The organism is Flavobacterium sp. EDS (genome assembly GCF_020991525.1).
In the GTDB taxonomy this organism is placed as follows: domain Bacteria; phylum Bacteroidota; class Bacteroidia; order Flavobacteriales; family Flavobacteriaceae; genus Flavobacterium.
Genome location: NZ_JAJMOZ010000015.1, coordinates 74,184 through 91,482, shown reverse-complemented (window position 1 = coordinate 91,482; position 17,299 = coordinate 74,184). Strand labels below are relative to the sequence as shown.

General features: G+C 30.9%; 13 protein-coding genes and 4 pseudogenes. 5 read left to right on the top strand and 12 right to left on the bottom strand.

Going from position 1 to position 17,299, the window contains the following annotated elements:
• Nucleotides 1-328 precede the first annotated feature (328 nt).
• From LPB87_RS17775 to LPB87_RS17760, 4 genes and pseudogenes are all read right to left on the bottom strand, one after another.
• Nucleotides 329-637 (bottom strand): annotated as a pseudogene (locus LPB87_RS17775) (IS6 family transposase); the annotation flags it as partial.
• Between the two features lie 166 nt (nt 638-803).
• Complete coding sequence (locus LPB87_RS17770; RefSeq protein ID WP_230728745.1) at nt 804-3,221, bottom strand: T9SS type A sorting domain-containing protein; 2,418 nt, start codon at nt 3,219-3,221, stop codon at nt 804-806.
• A 312-nt stretch (nt 3,222-3,533) separates the two neighbouring features.
• A pseudogene (locus LPB87_RS17765) lies at nt 3,534-4,202 on the bottom strand (IS6 family transposase).
• 316 nt (nt 4,203-4,518) lie between these two features.
• A complete protein-coding gene (locus tag LPB87_RS17760; RefSeq protein WP_129538804.1) occupies nt 4,519-6,171 on the bottom strand; it encodes a S41 family peptidase in 1,653 nt (550 codons plus the stop codon).
• 526 nt (nt 6,172-6,697) lie between these two features.
• On the opposite strand from LPB87_RS17760, the gene LPB87_RS17755 reads away from it, so the two are divergent.
• On the top strand, nt 6,698-7,009 hold the full coding sequence (locus tag LPB87_RS17755; RefSeq protein ID WP_230728744.1) for an FAD-binding domain-containing protein: 312 nt from the start codon (nt 6,698-6,700) through the stop codon (nt 7,007-7,009).
• A 20-nt stretch (nt 7,010-7,029) separates the two neighbouring features.
• Nucleotides 7,030-7,188 (top strand): DUF2256 domain-containing protein, encoded by a 159-nt coding sequence (locus LPB87_RS17750; RefSeq protein ID WP_129538805.1) that lies wholly within the window; start codon nt 7,030-7,032, stop codon nt 7,186-7,188.
• On the opposite strand, the gene LPB87_RS17745 is transcribed toward LPB87_RS17750, so the two are convergent.
• The 5 genes from LPB87_RS17745 to LPB87_RS17725 form a co-directional block, all read right to left on the bottom strand.
• Nucleotides 7,185-7,337 (bottom strand): hypothetical protein, encoded by a 153-nt coding sequence (locus LPB87_RS17745; protein ID WP_164998676.1) that lies wholly within the window; start codon nt 7,335-7,337, stop codon nt 7,185-7,187. The genes LPB87_RS17750 and LPB87_RS17745 overlap by 4 nt on opposite strands.
• Nucleotides 7,338-7,574: 237 nt before the next feature.
• Complete coding sequence (locus tag LPB87_RS17740; RefSeq protein ID WP_230728743.1) at nt 7,575-8,483, bottom strand: hypothetical protein; 909 nt, start codon at nt 8,481-8,483, stop codon at nt 7,575-7,577.
• A gap of 6 nt (nt 8,484-8,489) precedes the next feature.
• Nucleotides 8,490-9,407: a DUF6175 family protein gene (locus tag LPB87_RS17735; protein ID WP_230728742.1), complete on the bottom strand. Its 918-nt coding sequence runs from the start codon at nt 9,405-9,407 to the stop codon at nt 8,490-8,492.
• Nucleotides 9,407-9,886 (bottom strand): hypothetical protein, encoded by a 480-nt coding sequence (locus tag LPB87_RS17730; protein ID WP_129538808.1) that lies wholly within the window; start codon nt 9,884-9,886, stop codon nt 9,407-9,409. The genes LPB87_RS17735 and LPB87_RS17730 overlap by 1 nt, the downstream gene beginning before the upstream one ends.
• 26 nt (nt 9,887-9,912) lie before the next feature.
• Entirely contained in the window at nt 9,913-10,815 is a 903-nt protein-coding gene (locus LPB87_RS17725) for a CsgG/HfaB family protein (protein ID WP_129538809.1), read from the bottom strand.
• 409 nt (nt 10,816-11,224) lie between these two features.
• Here LPB87_RS17725 and LPB87_RS17720 point away from each other — a divergent pair, with 409 nt between their 5' ends.
• Complete coding sequence (locus tag LPB87_RS17720; RefSeq protein ID WP_230728741.1) at nt 11,225-12,445, top strand: helix-turn-helix transcriptional regulator; 1,221 nt, start codon at nt 11,225-11,227, stop codon at nt 12,443-12,445.
• Nucleotides 12,446-12,521: 76 nt separating this feature from the next.
• A pseudogene (locus tag LPB87_RS17715) lies at nt 12,522-12,638 on the top strand (IS3 family transposase); the annotation flags it as partial.
• Between the two features lie 48 nt (nt 12,639-12,686).
• Here LPB87_RS17715 and LPB87_RS17710 read toward each other — a convergent pair.
• The 3 genes and pseudogenes from LPB87_RS17710 to LPB87_RS17700 all read right to left on the bottom strand — a co-directional run bounded on the left by LPB87_RS17710 (nt 12,687) and on the right by LPB87_RS17700 (nt 15,774).
• A complete protein-coding gene (locus tag LPB87_RS17710; RefSeq protein ID WP_230728740.1) occupies nt 12,687-15,083 on the bottom strand; it encodes a TonB-dependent receptor in 2,397 nt (798 codons plus the stop codon).
• Nucleotides 15,084-15,214: 131 nt separating this feature from the next.
• Nucleotides 15,215-15,539: pseudogene (locus LPB87_RS17705) on the bottom strand (DDE-type integrase/transposase/recombinase).
• 91 nt (nt 15,540-15,630) lie between these two features.
• Nucleotides 15,631-15,774: a hypothetical protein gene (locus LPB87_RS17700; RefSeq protein WP_230728739.1), complete on the bottom strand. Its 144-nt coding sequence runs from the start codon at nt 15,772-15,774 to the stop codon at nt 15,631-15,633.
• 44 nt (nt 15,775-15,818) lie between these two features.
• Between LPB87_RS17700 and LPB87_RS17695 the strand changes: the two genes are divergently transcribed.
• Nucleotides 15,819-16,910, top strand: a complete 1,092-nt coding sequence (locus tag LPB87_RS17695; RefSeq protein ID WP_230728738.1) for an alpha/beta hydrolase — start codon at nt 15,819-15,821, stop codon at nt 16,908-16,910.
• Nucleotides 16,911-17,299 lie beyond the last annotated feature (389 nt).

Here is a 17,299-nt window from a genome sequence, read left to right as displayed (position 1 = left end):
ATGCAAAAGTAGTCAGTTTACTAGGATCAACAATGCATTCTGCCGATTTTTTACAATCTTTTTCATCACTTTTTCTTAACTTCCTGATAACAGCAAATTTATACATTTAAATTTTATGTTTTTTATGAAGTGTTTTCTTTCTTTATTGTTTTTTAAACAAAAAAACTTTAAAAAAAAGCATTGTATTTATAAAATATTCAACCAGAGCCATATCATCATCTGATTTACACTGTCTGATTCTAATCTTTGAGAACGAACCTTTGTTGTATACTCTGATCGCTACAGTAATTAGAAAAGACTGAGTGCTCATTCTCTGTCTTTATCTGGTCAAAAGAAAGTCTAGTGTATTGCTTAATTTATCTACTGCTCTATATAAATAACACCAAATTCCTTTTACTTTAATATACGTCTCATCCATTCTCCAACTCTTCCCCACTCTGGCTTTTCTATTCTTCCTCTCTGCCTCAATGAAAGGCATAAACTTATAAACCCAGCGTTGGATCGTGGCATGATCAACAATCACACCCCTAATTTTCATTATTTCTTCAACGTCACGATAGCTAAGTGTAAATCCTAATTTAAAATACACTGCCTGCAGGATTACGTATTTTGGATAACAATGACCTTTGGTATTCATTTTTTATTAGTTTTGAAAAACCAAAGATAAAACTTAATCATAGATGCGACAGAACCTACAAATTTTCTAAAAACATATTTAAAAAAAAACAACTAAGTTAAACTTAAATGAAGCTTATTTTTGTACTCCTATTCAAATTTCAACTTTATCAAATGTTTCTGTCACATTATTGACGTACTATTTTCGTATGTTGATAGGTTCCATTACTCTTTATTTTTGCGATGTATATCCCTGTTGCTAAAGAAGCAATATTTAAAGTAATTTCCTGCGTTTTATCTTTAGTACTAACTGTCATCAATACTGTCCCTTTTAAGTCAAAAACTGTTATTTCATCTATAGGTTCGGTGTGACTGAAATGGATAAAACCATCAGATGGCATAGGGAATACCTTTATGCCAGATTTTTGTTTAAAATCCTCAGTATCCAAAGTCTGACCACTAAACTGTACATTACTTACCATTGTGAGATCCATTGGCGCATTATTATAGTAATTATTCATATACCTGCCACAATGTTCTAAAGTAACATCTAAAGCTGTACCTGCATATGCTGTTAAATCATAGTTTAATGTTACATAAGCATCATTATAAGAAGTAGTTGGGTTTCGGCTGGAGCCTTGTTGGACTCCGTTTACCAATACTCTGAACCAAGAAGTATTTTTGCTATAGTAATATTTTTGCTTCATTGTGATTGCCAATTTCAAACTACTTACGTTTGTCGCATCAACTCTAAAAGAAATTCCTGATGTGAAAGCCTTGTTGTCATTCCATGCCTGCTGTTCTGTAGTAGTTGATCCACCAACCCAAGCTGAGCCATTTCCTTGTAGTTTTTGATAGAAGTTTAATGCATTCGAATACAAAAATTGTCTCGAAAAATCTTGTAATTCTGGAGCATAATTAGTTGTAGCGGTTGTGAAAAGCTGTTGATATGGTACTTTTACTGTAGTAGGATTAGTCGATTCTATTATTTTCTTCCATTCACAATAACTGTTTTCATACTTGTTTCTAATATATATATCATAGGATTTGGCAACTGTCAGTCCTGTAATGGTAAAAAACTTGTCTTTTGTGACCGTACCAGAGTTTGGAGCAGTCATATCGTGATCGACCCATGCCACTTCCCATTCGTCGGCAGCAGAAGTCCAATTGAGTGTTATACTATTTTCTGTCCTTGCGACTACGATCTTTTGCGGAGGATTACAAACTGGCATTTCAATTAGTTTTACATTATCTACAAAGGCAGTATTATACGGAGAAGCTTCGGTGGTATATCTACCAAGATGTTGCATAATCAAATCAAATTTGGTTCCATTTGACTCAGATAAATCAATCGTTATGGTTTTAAATTCGTCAGAATTGTCGGTAGTTGATGTATAAACTCCAGAAATTAGTGCGTAATCTGAGTTCGTTATTGTCGCGATTCTGAATTTGGAATCTTTTGTCTGCCTCAGATCAAATTGAAGTATCGGATTTCCAGTATAATTGGTTAAATCAATGGTAAAATAAGCTCTTGAAATGAACGCCGGATTGTCATTCCAAGAATCGTTGGTAGTTGTTTTCCATTCCCCGGACTTTATCACATCATCTGTTCCTCTGAAAAGTATGCCGTTTTCAGAATTTGAAGCCGCAATTGGTGAAATGTAAACTCCGACAGTTTTACTTGCCGTCAGAAAATAGTCGAATGTATTATTACCGTCAAAGGTAATGGTTGTAGGAACCTTAAGATTATAGGGGCCAGTAGTAAACTGCTGAGAGTAATAATTAGTAGGTGTAATGTCACAATCCGTTTTGCGGTAGAAAGTATAGCCAGTAGCAGGTTGCAGATTTTCCAACAGCACATTTTTTCCATTAACAACTTTATAGGTAGTTGGCATAGGATCTCCCAACTTTTGAATCATATAGCGGAAGGCAGGCGATATAACATTACTGGGCCAATTTGCCAATACAGATGTAGCAGTGACGATACTAAACGTACCCCCATAGAATGGTTCGCATCGTTCCAAAGATCCTCCAAATTCGGTACACGCATAAACGTTTTCATATATAGCTGCTCCACCAGACATTGTCATTCGGGTTCTTGTAGGTGGTTTGTTGTAGTTTTTAACCCCTTTGAAAGTTGTAAATTGACTGGCAGTTTTTCCAGGTTCTATTTCCTGTACATCGATCACTAGATTTTGTCGACCATCATAGTAAAAAGGTTTATCGAATGTTAAAATGACAGTATTTCCAGACCCGCTGATTCTACCATTAAAAACTTCGGTAAGTTCACTATCTGGGATATTGGGATCACCTTGAGCAAATTCTGTTTTATTGGTATAACCTATTGCTACACGCCATATAGTGGAGTTTTCAAAAGTAGAAGATGAAAATTCTAGAAAATATTTAAGTGAAGTGATAGTACCTCTAAAACGCATCTCATCAGGGTAATATATTGTTTGTGATCTTGAATATTCGGCCTGCACTGTGATAGGCTCGTAAACCATGTCAAACTTAGTTCCTACAGTTACATTCGACAGTTGTTCTGCTTGAGAAAAAGTATTTGTTGAAATCAATAAGCTTATTAGAAGATAAAATTTAGTTTTCATTGTCTTATTTTTAAAGATGCACGAATTTACATAAATAAAGTAACTGCGAGGTAGTTTTCATTAAAGTGAGTAATATCTTAAAATAAACATTGAATTTATGTGCTGATAAATATAACAAATGATTTTATGTAAGATATGGTAATGAATATGTATCAAATCAACAATGTATCAAATTAAGGTTTGAAATAAGTTGCAAATTACAACTTTTTCCAAACCAGATCACTTGAATATGTCGACAACGAAGTATGAACGTTTCAGACGGCTCTGTCGCATCTGCGAGAATCAAATATAAGAATTTAAGTAATTTAAAAATTAGCTCACCAGTTTACAGAATGATTTAAACATAGATAATCCTGGCCTAACCATCTGATTATTTCTTAGCATATGTACAACTTCAATTCCGCTTAACGTCCGTTTGACCGATTCAAAACTTTTAAAACCTAATCCGTTTTGGATGCGCCACTTGATGAACCGATGATCCTGTTCGACAATATTGTTGAGATATTTACACCGCCGAATTTTAATCTTTGAGAAAGAACGCCTGTTATAAACTTTAATTGCTGCGGTATTAGAACCGCTTTTATCAATATTTATTACTCTTGGCCGGTAGTTATTACTAATTGCTTTAATTAGAAATGACTGGGCACTCATCCTCTGCCTTCTCTTAGTTAATAAGAAATCAACTGTATTACCAGACCCTATCTACTGCTCTATATAAATAACACCAAATACCTTTTACTTTGATATAAGTCTCATCTAATCTCCAACTCGTCCCCACTCTGCCTTTTCTCTTCTTCATCTCTGCCTCAAGTGAAGGTGCAAACTTATATACCCAACGCTGAATCGTTGCATGATCCACAATCACCCCCCCCTAATCTTCATTATTTCCTCAACGTCACGATAGCTAAGTGTAAATCTTAATTTAAAATACACAGCCTGAAGAATTATGTGTTTTGGATTACAATAACCTCTAGTACTCATTTTTTGATCGCTTTAAAATTCTAAAGATAAAAGTTATTCCCAGATGCGAGAGAACCCTGATTTCTCATTGTACCTAAAACTATTAAACTTCAATAAACAAAGGTTTGCTAACTTTTGACTCCAAAGTCAAAAATGCTAAGATGCTACAGGTGATTAATCCTCAATCAGTTCTTAACTATATTTGAAAAAAGGGTTAAACTTTAATTAAAAAGCAAACCCTATATTATTAAATTTCTAAACTTTATAGAATAGGGGCAAATTATATTTTTACTGGATATTAATGAAAAATAACCTTTTATCTTATTATTTTGTTCGATTAACCTTTTTCTTTAATAAAAAGAACAGCTCTGTCTAATATTTCATCTCTTCCTTGTTGAATACCTAAAATAGTACGTTTTACAACTATATCTGGAATAATTCCAATTCTTTGAGTCTCTCTTCCATCAGGATAATAAACGCCAATTCCTGAAAAGGGAGCATTAAAGTCTTTGATAAAATCGATGTGGCTCGTATTACCATCTGCACCTGCTGTTTGACTACCTATTACAGTAGCATTATCTGCGGTTTGAAAACTCATAGTTGCCCACTCAGATTGACTTAACGACTTTTCGTTTACTAATATTATTACTTTTCCTTTGTAGCTGTTTTTGTTATCAATACCACAAAAATGCATTTCTTTTTTCCAATAAAATTTACCTGGATAACTCAAATCTGGAGATGTATATTTAGCAAATGCCCTAGAACTAGAATTTAAATATTTTGAAATTTCTAAATTTGTACCTCTTGGGTAATTTCTAGAATCCAAAATTATAGCTTCTGTGTTTGCAAACTTATCCATCATTTCAGGCACTTCAGACACATTAAGTTTACCCATGTTTACATAACCAATATTATCTTCTAATATGTGAAATTTTTCTGTTTTAGTTTTCTTAAATTCATTACTATGTGATATATTATAATCAAAGCATTCAATGGTTTTGTTACTCGTAATTTTGTTACGAATAACTTCCAAATTCATAGTATCATCATACCCAGAAGAAATCTTAGTAACCAAATTTAACAGATATGCAGATTCATTAGAGGCACTAATATTATTTCTTTCATCCTGAATAATTTGTGACACTGATTTATTATTTACTTTAGTTATTACATCCCCTATCTGAATATCATACCTTTCTGCCAATGAATCACTTAAAATTTCAACCACTACCATTTTCTCATCTAAAATGACACATTTAACAGGAAGAAATTTTCTAAATTTTCCAATAGTTTCATCTGTTTTAAAGTAAAATGTAGCATGTGTATCATTGAGGCGAACGACTAATTTCAGCATTGCCAATTTAAAATCATCTTCGCTCTTTACATTGATAAAATTAGTAAGCATCTGTTCTAAAGTAATATCCCACTTATAATCCATTAAATATTTATAAGGATAGAAATACTCAATTACATTCCAATATCTAAAAAGTGCTACTATCCGTAAATCCTTCTTTTTCCAAGTGAAATTGGAAAAATTTTCATTCATTAAAAATATATTGCCCGCTAGGGTTTGACCAACATAAAATGGCGTTCCTTGATATCTATTAGTCTCTATATGCTTAAGTTTTATAGATAAGTCATTAGATAAAAATTCATTTTGATTTATCCAAGATAAATCAAAATTTTGTTCAAAATAGACAATATCTTTTACAGGAACAATATTCACATTTTTCACAATCCCCAATGAGTCTACCCAATTTTCGATTACTTTTGAAAATGTGGCAGTAGTTGTCGCCTTTTCGATTTGTGGTAAAATTTGCAGTAATTCATCATCCCAATTTTTACTTCCATCAGCAACATTTGGATGATAATATTTTAAAAAGCCCCAAACTTTAGCAGTAATTACTAATTTCTTAACTTCTGTTATATTATTATGAGCATATCCAAATTGCTGATATATGATAAATAAAATTAGAATCAATTTTTTCATTATACTTTTTTTTTAAAATTTAATTTGATTTAAATAAGACTTAGCCAGATAGTCGGATTTAATTTCATTAAATCTTTGGTTATCTATAAAATGCCAATTCATACTCCTATGAATCAATGTTGAAACATAATTATGTTTTGATTCTTCATGTTTTCCAAATTCTTCCTCAATATCGCTTTTTATACTTTCGTTATCCAAATATTTTGAATGAAGATAGTCATTAATTTTAAATTTGATGTTTGGTTTGAATACTCTTTATTAAATGATTTTCTTAAATCTGATGTAAAATAAAATTCCTTTTGGAACATATTAATTTAACTTTCACAATGAAGAATCATTTCATCCAAAGCATAATTAAAAGTTTTGTGGTAATTTTTTATTTTTAATACTGCAATTATTTATGATAGAAAAATCACTGACGATTATAAATTTAATGAAGACACTGAGCCTAATAAAATTAAGCGATTAATAGATTGTCCAAAACAGGATTTATTTACAGTCGACGAAATCGACGAATTAATTTAAAATGTCAAAAGGGTTACCAATGCAAGCGGGTGTAACTGCTACCGGAACTATTAGAATTTATAATCCCATTAAAAACTCTGAAGAACATGACAGCGAAGGAATATTTATTAAAAAATGGATTCCCGAGCTTTCCTATATTCCCCCGCATCTACTTCATGAACCGTGGAAATTAGGTTTGATTGATCAGCAATTGTATGAATGTGAAATTGTTAAGGATTATCCATTTCCGATAATAGATATTGAAGAGACCCGAAAAAAGGCAAGTACCGCTATTTGGGGCATCAGAAAAAAAGAAGAAATTAAAGTCCAGTAATTGAAATAGTAACAATTCTAATGCGAAAAGTAAAAAAAGAAAATCTGCCCACTAAAACTTGTCCCGTTTGTAATCGTCCTTTTTCATGGAGAAAGAAATGGGAAAAAGTGTGGGATGAAGTTAAATATTGCAGTGATAAATGCAGAATGAATAAACAATATGGGGGCATAAAACTTTAAGGCTGATTCTTGGCAACCAATTGAACTACAATCATTCCTCTAATCTTCATTATTTCTTCAACATTTCGGTAATTTAGTGCAAATCTTAATTTAAAATATACTGCCTGAAGTATTATGTATTTTGAATAACAATGATCTTTAATATTCATTTTTTAATCGGTTTAAAGTTCTAAATAAAAAAGTTATTCTCAGATGCGATAAAACCAAAAAAAACAACCCGAAGGTTGTTTTTTTTTAACTACTACAAGTTATTAGTTGTCTCTAAATGTGTTTTGAAAGAATTACGCACCACATATCTGAAACATTACCTAAAGTATGATTTTTATTAAATCTATAAAATTAATTATAATTGATTTCTATCCGTACTAATCTAAAAATAAGACTGTTTACTCATTAATTGTAACACCAAAATAATCAACCTCTTTAGCTATAATTTCCATTTTTTTTAGATCTGACAACTTACTAAATACTAGTTTCTCCATTTCGAAATCACGAAGTGTTTTTTCATCAACACGCGCTCCAATTTTTTTTACTAGTGCAACAGCGTCCGTATAGCATCCTACATTTGTATCTACAAACTGTAAATATAACAGAGCTATCTTATACTCTTTTTGCGCCTCTGCAACCTGAGCATTTTGCACTAATTTTCGACAATTTTCTTCTTTAAAATCTAAAAATATTTTAGTCATAATTCCTTCTGCTTCTTTGAAACAAGTAACAGTTTCTGGAACATACCTCAGATAATCGAATGCTTTTGCATATTCTTTTCTGTCAACATTAACCTTTACAGTATTCAAAATAACGTTACAATTCTTTTGGTAAAAAGAAACAATATTCTGATTACTTTGATCAAAAAAAGTTATAATTTTAGGATCATTCCTGATTGACAATATAGCTTTAGAAATTGCACTACTTACATTATCTGCAGTTAACGTAAATACTTTAGTAAACTTATTATACACATAATCATTGTCTTTTCCTTGCGCAGTCAATCTTATTTCGAGTTTTACAACTTTTACAACCTGGACTTCACCAGCGACCTTTTCGCTGATAATAGTAATCGCTGGCACAACAACAAAAGGACTCTGATTTGAAAAAAGATTCTTTGATGGATAGGTGTCTTTTACAATCGCAATCAAATTCTCATATTGTTCTTCGCTTGCTATTTGATTCCCCTTTGGCTTGTCAAAAGTATAACTTGCCTTGTAATCCTTAGTTTGTCCAAATCCGTGAAATTGATAACACAAACAAAACAACAGCCCCATCAAAACTTTTTTATTTCTTTTAAATTTCATAAAAACCTATTTAATAGTGACATACATTTTTTGCCCATGTATATTTCTGGTAGCTTGTACACCTTTACTTCTAAGATACTTAATTACCTCCGATGCAAATCGATTCAAATTATAAGGTTTATTTGTTTCCTGATCGTAAAGGGGTATTCTTACTTCGTCAAAAAGCATTTTATTCTCTAATATCCCACTTAGATTAGCTCTACCTTTATAAGCATTTTTTGCAATCCAATCTTCAATAAGCTCGTTTAGATATTCGCCAGATGCTATCGGGCTATCAAAATCGATCCCTACATTTTCATCTAAATTAAACTCTACCATACAGGCACGACCAATGTCACGTATTTCATCCGTTTTAACCATTAATGTATTTAGAAACTCTTCCTGAATACGTTCAAAAGCTTTCGTAATAAGTTTTTCATAATCATTGCTTGCAAACTTACTAGTACCTGTTTTATTAGAAAAACTTGCACCCGTATGTGTTTCAAATGCAGTAAGGTTCAGTACAGTATTCGTGCCACTTTCATCAGTAGTAATTTGTACATCGACTTGAACATAAAAATCGGCACCAGAAGTTGTTAATAAATCTGATTTAAAATTTGATTGTCTATCAGAAGTAAATGCGGCATTAGCTTGAGCTGCTCTAAGATTAGCTACAAAATCAACAGTAGACCACCCTCTTTGATCAAATGCCTCCTTTACTTTAGAAACTGCTGTTCTTATATGAGGATTATCATCCAATACAGTTCTTATATCTTCATTTTGTTTATTGTAAGGGACAACCATAATCTTTGCCGCCGCACGAGTAGATTCATCACTTTGCGTACCAGCAATTTGTGGTGCCTGCGCAAAAAAACAATTACTACAAAAGATCAAAACAAAAATAAATACAAAACGGTAATTAATGTAATTCTTTAAAATATGCATTAGAAACCTATTTTATTAATTATTTTATTGTTTTCAAACTCTTTACGTAACATATTGTAATTAACAGTAAATACTGATACCGCACTAATGCATTTTTTGCTTCCTTTACAGTCATAAAAAGTACTGCTAGAATTCGTAACAAAGCGCTCATACCCTTTATTCCAGAACTCATCAAAGTAAGCTTTATGTTTATCCTCTACCGATTTTCCTTCACGAATCATTGGATTTTTAAAGTCTGTCCCCGTAAATCCAAAATAAAACAACTGTTGGAGTGCTTTTTTATGCGCTAGTTTAACTGCTACGGATTTTCCCTCATCTTTTCTGTTATTCTCTACTTCATCACCTTTTCCACTTAAAGTTACCGACCCTTGTGTCGGGTGCGCAACAACCTCAGAATCAGAATATGGGTTATAGACTTTTTTTGAACAACTACCTAATGCTAGGCCAATAACTGCTAATGCTAAGTAAATTTTTTTCATGGTTTTTAAATTTTATATGTAAATAATTATCGTGTTAATACTTTTAATATGCTCTCTGTCTCACGTGCCTTCTTATAATTTTTCTCTGTTGAAATGATAACCGCTTCCGAAAAGTTTGCATCATCAACTTTTACAACACATGCAAGAGCAATTTTTTGATTTCTCTGAATTGTTTTTCCTCCAACTAAAGTTTCTGTTACCTGCACAACATCTAACATCTGACCATTGTGCATCCCGATTTTACTACCGGCTGCAATGGAAAATTGTTTTTTATCCTTAAGATCCCAGCTCAGGATTTCCAAAGAAACTGGAAAATTGGTATTTGAAAACTTTACTACATTCTCTACCAAACGTTCCAATGCCAAGTTAAAAGCATCCTCTTTATGTTTCTGAATTGCTTTTAAGCGTTCTTCTTTTTGTTCTATTGCCTTAATTTCTTTTTTATCAGCATATCTTTGGCGAGATTCTACTACTATTTTTTCAGGCTCTTTAAACTCGCTATTTATGTTTTCTGTTGCTAAAATTTCTCCTGTAGAAACATCTAACACTTTAATTTGCAACTGTAATAATGATTCCCATCCATGACGATTTACCTCTGAATGCCTTAAACTCAATATATTTGTAGCTATTAAATAACTAGCTCCTTTACTAACCCCATCTTGAATACTCGCTTTACTGTCAATAAAAGATTCTGTTTTTTGTAATTTCTTTTCATTTTCTAATTCTACTAATTTCTCTCTATCAACTACCGAGAATTTCTTGGCTGCAACAAATGAATTAAGTACGTATTCTTGTACGAGTCTCGCATCCGAAGTAGAAATTGTGGTTTGATCATAGCTTATTGGAATAAATGCAATTCCAATTCGATCTTGCGCCTGAAGTAATACGCCAGAAAAAAATAAAACTAATAGAGATAGCTTTTTGTTCATAATAATTTAGATTTTGTAAAGTTTTTTAAAACAATTTTTATTCTTTTTTCTAGAAAAAAAATCATTTTTACCTGTTTTTAAAGGCCTACAAAACTCTACAACTTCTACAACTTCTACAAAATACAACAAGGTAGTTAATGGGTAGTTTAAAGAGAACTACCCTACTACTCTATGGGTAGTGGTAGCGTTAAAACAATAACAAACAACACATTAATAAATTAAAATTTTAAAATGACAAAAAAAACAAATCAAAATTTAGAGCATGCCTTTTTTAATTTTAAAACAACGAGTCAAAAAAAGTCAATAATTAACCTCTTACTCTTCGTAATATATTGTAGATACAAGCTTTTTTACCGAACCAGTCTCTTTGAATTAAGAATAAAAACAACCTATATTTGTAAAATACTATTTGAAAAAAAATACCTTGTTACGCACAGCCATCCTTATATTTATTTTTTTATCGTCTCAAATTAGCTTTGGTAATAACGATGAGTATACAAAACTCAATGCACAAATAAATGCTTTCAACGATAGTCACAATTACGAAAAATCTATCATTTACTTAGAAAAGATCATTACTAATCCAAAGTCGTCTCATTACGATCTTTATAATGCATATTTTCAAAAATACCAAACTTATAAAAGATTGTTTAATTATACTGAGGCATTAAACAATTTAGATTTAGCATTAAAAGCTGGACTTCTGAGCAATAAAAAAGAAGAAGTAGAAATACAAATTAAGATCGAAAAACTATTCATCCATTTTGATCTACTTGAATTTGATAAGGTTACACAAATTTTACCGACTATTTCGGAAGAGCAATTAAAACATATCAATCCGCAAACGAAAGCATTCTATTTATCGATATTGGGCACAATGGAGCTTCGTAAGAAAAACTTCAGACAAGGTGAAATATATTTAGATGAAGCCTTAGTGATATTATTGAAATCTGCTCCAAAACATCTTCCTCTTATTTATAAAAAAAAAATAGGGCTTTACAAGCATCTCAAACAATATAAAAAGGCACTAGAAAGCTTTGAGAAAGGATTGTATTATGCAAAAAAATACAAGATGGACATCTATGTTATTGCTATGTATAATGATATTTCTCATTTTTATAATGAAATAGGTGATACTAAAAATGCCGCGCTAGCTCAGCAAAAAATACTTAGTTTATCAACAAAATACGATGCAACCAATAGAAATGGAAAATTACATCTGTTAGAAAAAAAATTTCTACAAAAAAGCAAAGATCTCGATAACGAAAATCAAAATTACACACGTACAGTTCTTACGATATCTATCATTTCCCTTGTAATCATTTTACTTGTTTTATTCTACCTTCTGAAATCTGCTAAACATAAACGTACAGTTGCAGAACTTAAAATTAATAATATCAGTAATGAATTAGAAAATGTAACAAAAGAGCTAAGTGAATCCGGACAGTCAAAAATAAACCTAGCCAACTATAACTTAACAGAAAGACAAAATCAAATTATTGCTTTGGTAAAACAAGGTAAAACAAATAAAGAAATTGGTGTAGAATTATTCATATCAGAAAACACTGTAAAGTACCATTTAAAGATTATTTATGAAGCTCTGAATATAACTAATCGTTCTAAGCTTTAGCAAAACTTTCGCCTGATTTATTTAAAAATAAATGAGTCACTACAACTTTAAAGACAGGTCGTCTTCATAACACTCCAAAATTAAAAGAACTACAATTTCTTCTTCCAAATATCCTATAGCAGCAAATTTATTAAATCAAGACTCTAAAGTAAATAATCAAAGTCAAGTGTGGGTTTCCGACATTACCTATATCTGGATTGAAAAAAGCAAAGATAAAACTTAGCCTTAGATACGACAGAAACTAATTTCCAGTCCTTCTTCTCTCTTCTTGATTGCCCGTTTGTCTTTGTTGTACTCTTATTTTACTGTTTCCAAATTTATAAGAAACAGAAAATTGGAGATTTCTACTGTCCAAATACATAACAGTCTTATTCAGTACATTATTAACTGTAGCATTTCGACGAGGTCCAGCTGTTTTAAAAATATCATTCACATTTAAAGAGATTTTCAAATTTTTATCCATTAGTAGGTATTGAAATCCAGAAGATAAATTACTTGTTGCCTTATTTTTATATATCCCATTTATTCCGGGGAAATCGTACCAATAATTTGCAAAAAAAAGTAGCGTCTTTTTAGAATTTAAAGTAAACTGATTATCAACAGAAACCGAAGAATTGAATCCCTTCTGCTCCTGTGTGGTAATTGCAAGCCTTGATTTAGAAATAGAATAGTTAACATCTAATGAAAATGAACTTTCTAACCATTTAAATTTACTGAAAGAGTAGGTTTCATAAACACCATATCTTTGTGTGTCCAAATAATTTTCAGTACTCGATATAACTGTGTTTGTAGTTGGATCTGTTATTTCGATACCAGCAAATAAATTGTTTGAATAACTAAAATAAACCTTGCTTTGAATATCCTTAAATGTATAATTTAAATCAACATTATCTATAAAAGCAGGTTGCAACAGCGGATTGCCTCTCTGGCTTTGAAAAGGATTGCTGAAAAATATATTTGGATTTAATTGAGCAAAACCAGGTCTTGATATTCTTTTGCTATAATTTATGCTAAGTGAAGAATTATCATTTATTGTGTAAGCCAAGTAAAATGTTGGAAAAAGTTTTAAATAATTATTTTCTGTTGTTCCTGATTCTTCTGCAAATGCTTCAGTTTGCGTAGCTTCCATTCTTAATCCAAATTGTGATTCCCAGCTCTTATTTATTTTTTTATTTAAAGACAGATAAGCTGACTGAATATTTTCAGTATAATCGAATTTGGAATAAGTCAAAGGAAAATCTGAAACTGGATTATCAACTACACCACTATTGAAGCTGTAAATGTCATTCTTAGATTTAGAACTGGAAATTTTTCCTCCATAGCTCCATTTGGCCCATGTCGTTGGATATTCAATATCTGCTTTTACAGATAAATTGGTAATATCCTGAATATTTGAATTTTCCCCTGCATAATATTCTTCAGAACCAGGTTCAGGGTTTAGAGTAACAGATTTACCATCATAAACTCTGGAATCATTATTATTAAAATTAAAGTAATCTAAATTTAAAGTCAGCTTTCTTCCCAATGTGTCAAGTTTGAAATCATTGTAAAAATTATATGACTTAATATTTGGTTTTAATTTTGCATTAACTACTGACGCTAAGTAACTGTTAACGTTACCTGATGTGTAATCATTAATTGATGTGTATGGTTTGCTGTCAAAATTTCGTTTATTCTGTACATATAAAACTTGTGCACCCATAGTCCACCAAGGCTTGATTTTATAATTCACTCCTACATTTAAATTTAAGCTCTTAGCATTAATTTTAAAAGGATTACTCGAATACCACAAATTATCGGAAAAATAAGTCTCTTGATTATTTTTAAATGTATCAGTTGCATCTCTGTAATTAATAACTGAAGTGAAACTTAATTTATTCTTATTGTAATTAAAACTTCCCATAGTAGCTTGGCCAGCATACGTTTTTTGAATATAAGTTGATTGTACTAACGCATTCCACGAATTTTCTTTTGCTTTCTTCATAATGATATTAACTAATCCACTATTTCCTTCAGCTTCGTATTTAGCAGGAGGGGTTGTAATAACTTCAATTTTTTGAATAGCATCTGAAGGTATTGTTTTTAAATAATTAATAAGATCATCTCCGGAAAGTTGTACAATTTTATCATCAACCAAAACGCCAAGCGTACTTTTTCCAATGATGCTTATAATCTCATTTTGAACTCGTACACCAGGTGTTACGCTAAGTGCTGTCAAGGCATTACCCCCTGAAGAACTAATTGAATTTTCTACATTAAATACTACCCTGTCAATTTTTCTTTCTATCAATTTTTTTCTTGCTCCTGCAACAAGAACAACAGATTCTAACTCAACAGTTTCACTTACAGCAATTTGTCCCAAATCCTTATCTGTAAGTAACTCAAAATTTTGAGAAGCAACTATTTTTGCATTTTGTCTTATCTGCAATGTGTAAAGACCTGGCTTAGCATCCAGTAAAAATTCTCCTTTTTCATTGGTGAGTTCACTTTTAACGAATAATGAATCTGTATTCATTAATAAAGCCTCAATAGATGCTATAGGAATGTTTTCTTTTGTAACAATTCTACCCCTTACCTTAATTTGTGCAAATAGAGCCGTGCTGAAAAGTAGTAACGAAATATTAAAAACTTGCTTCATTGTGTTGTATTAATTATTTTTTATTATAAGGTAAAAAACTGGTTCTATCACATCTATCAGAATCAAATATAAAAATTTAAGTGATTTTAAATAGACTGCTAACTTACAAAATGATTTAAACATAGATATCCCTAATTCTTTCTAAGCATAAGGACAACTTCAATACCGATTAGAGTTCTCTTTGCAGATTCAAATTTTTTAAATCCTTATCCGTTTTGTATGTACCATTTAATAAAATGATGATCCTGTTCTACAATGTTATTAAGATATTTACGCTGTCAGATTTTAATTTTTGAGAATGAACTAAACCTAGCGCTGAATAGTAGTATGATCAACAGAAATTCCTCGCATTTTCATAATCACTTCAACATCCCGATAGCTTAATGTAAACCTAAGCTTAAAATATACTGTCTGCAATATAATAAACTTCGGGTAGCAATGACCTTTCGTATTCATCAATTTAAGAATTAAAAAAAGGCAAAGACAAAACTTAGCTTTAGATGCGACAGAACCAACAAAAGTTATATTGTTTTTAGGAAAGAACATGCTATAAATCGGGTTTGGTTTTATAGTACAATTGCAAATCACGAGCTAAAACCATCTGATTTACAGTGTTATTTAATATCCAAATTTTCTTTTTTAACAAAAATAATTCAGCTACTTTTGAAAAGCCTAAACTCATTTTTTTCATAAAATAATGTTTGGTAGCCATTTAACTAAACCGTAAAAAAAACAATGAAACGATTACTTTTATTATCTCTAATAATCTCTTTTTTATTTTCAAATACTTGTGGTGCACAAAAACAAAATCAGCCTCCAAATGAACAAATAGATACCGAGTTTTTTATACCCATTGAAAAATCAAATCTTTATACAAAAGTCGTTGGTAATCCTGATAAATCCATAATCATAACATTACACGGTGGGCCTGGGGCTTTTAATTTAGACCACGAATTTTACAGAGATGTATTTGAAAAAGATTATTTAATGGTCTATTTTGACCAAAGAGGAAGTGGTAAATCAGATGAATGGAAAGATAAAACGATGCTCACAACAGAACAATTTGTAAAAGATTTAGACCTTGTGGTAGATTATATAAAAAATAAATATCCAAATAAAAAAATAAACCTTTTAGGCTCATCTTGGGGTGGAACACTTGGTTTTTTATATTTAATAAAACATCAAGAAAAAATCAATTCATTTATTAGTAATTCAGGTACTGCAAATATCCAAAATAATAGCTTTGCATTAATTGATCATGAAAAAAAACTAGCAAATAAGCTTATCAAAAAAACAAATGATCCGAGCAAAATAAACAGATATAAAGAAATTCTTGAAAAGTTAGATGTTATAGAAAAAAGCGGATTTAAAAATTTCTTTGCTGATATGGATACAATAAGATACCAATTCCCAAAAGACCTTGGTTTTAATGTTTATTGGGCACAACCTGAAAAGAAAGCAAAAATTGATGAGCTACTGAAAAATCCAGATTTTTATACCCGAAACAAATACACTCCCGAACTTTTAGAAAAATCGATGGCAAGATTTGAATACATAAATGAAGTATTTCATGGTCAAGAAGCATACAATAATCTCAATATTTTAAATGAAATTGCTATTATTAAAACCCCTATCTTAATCATTCAAGGAGAATTCGACTATGCGATTGGTATTGAATCTGGTAGAATGATTTATAAATCTCTTAAAAATGTCCCTAAAAAACATAAAGAATTAGTCTATATAAAGAACGCTTCACACAACGTACCAGCCGAAGCTCCGGAAGAGTTATACAAGTCATTTACAACTTTTTTTAAAAAGTATAATTAAAAAAAACTACTATGGCTTCGTTACTCTTAAAAGGCAAAATGAAGCCTTAGTTGATTGGAACCTGTTATAAATTTATTACAATTCTGAAGCTTCTTTTTTATCAAACACAAGTCTTTATTCATCATTTAATGTAACTTCCTACCCCTTTAAAAATCCAACAATAAATTTTACTTTTTTATTTTATACGCTAAAACTAAGCAGAACACTATTTTAAGTTAGTACATCTATTCATTCACCTTAAAAAATCGTTTCTTACAAAAAACATTTGTATCTTAGTGGCATACAACCAAATGAGTTTGATACTATCCTAGATTTAGTATAAAACTGAATAGTATAAATTACTGCCACTTCACAAAACTAAAAAGTGTTCTAGGCATTATTAAGTAATC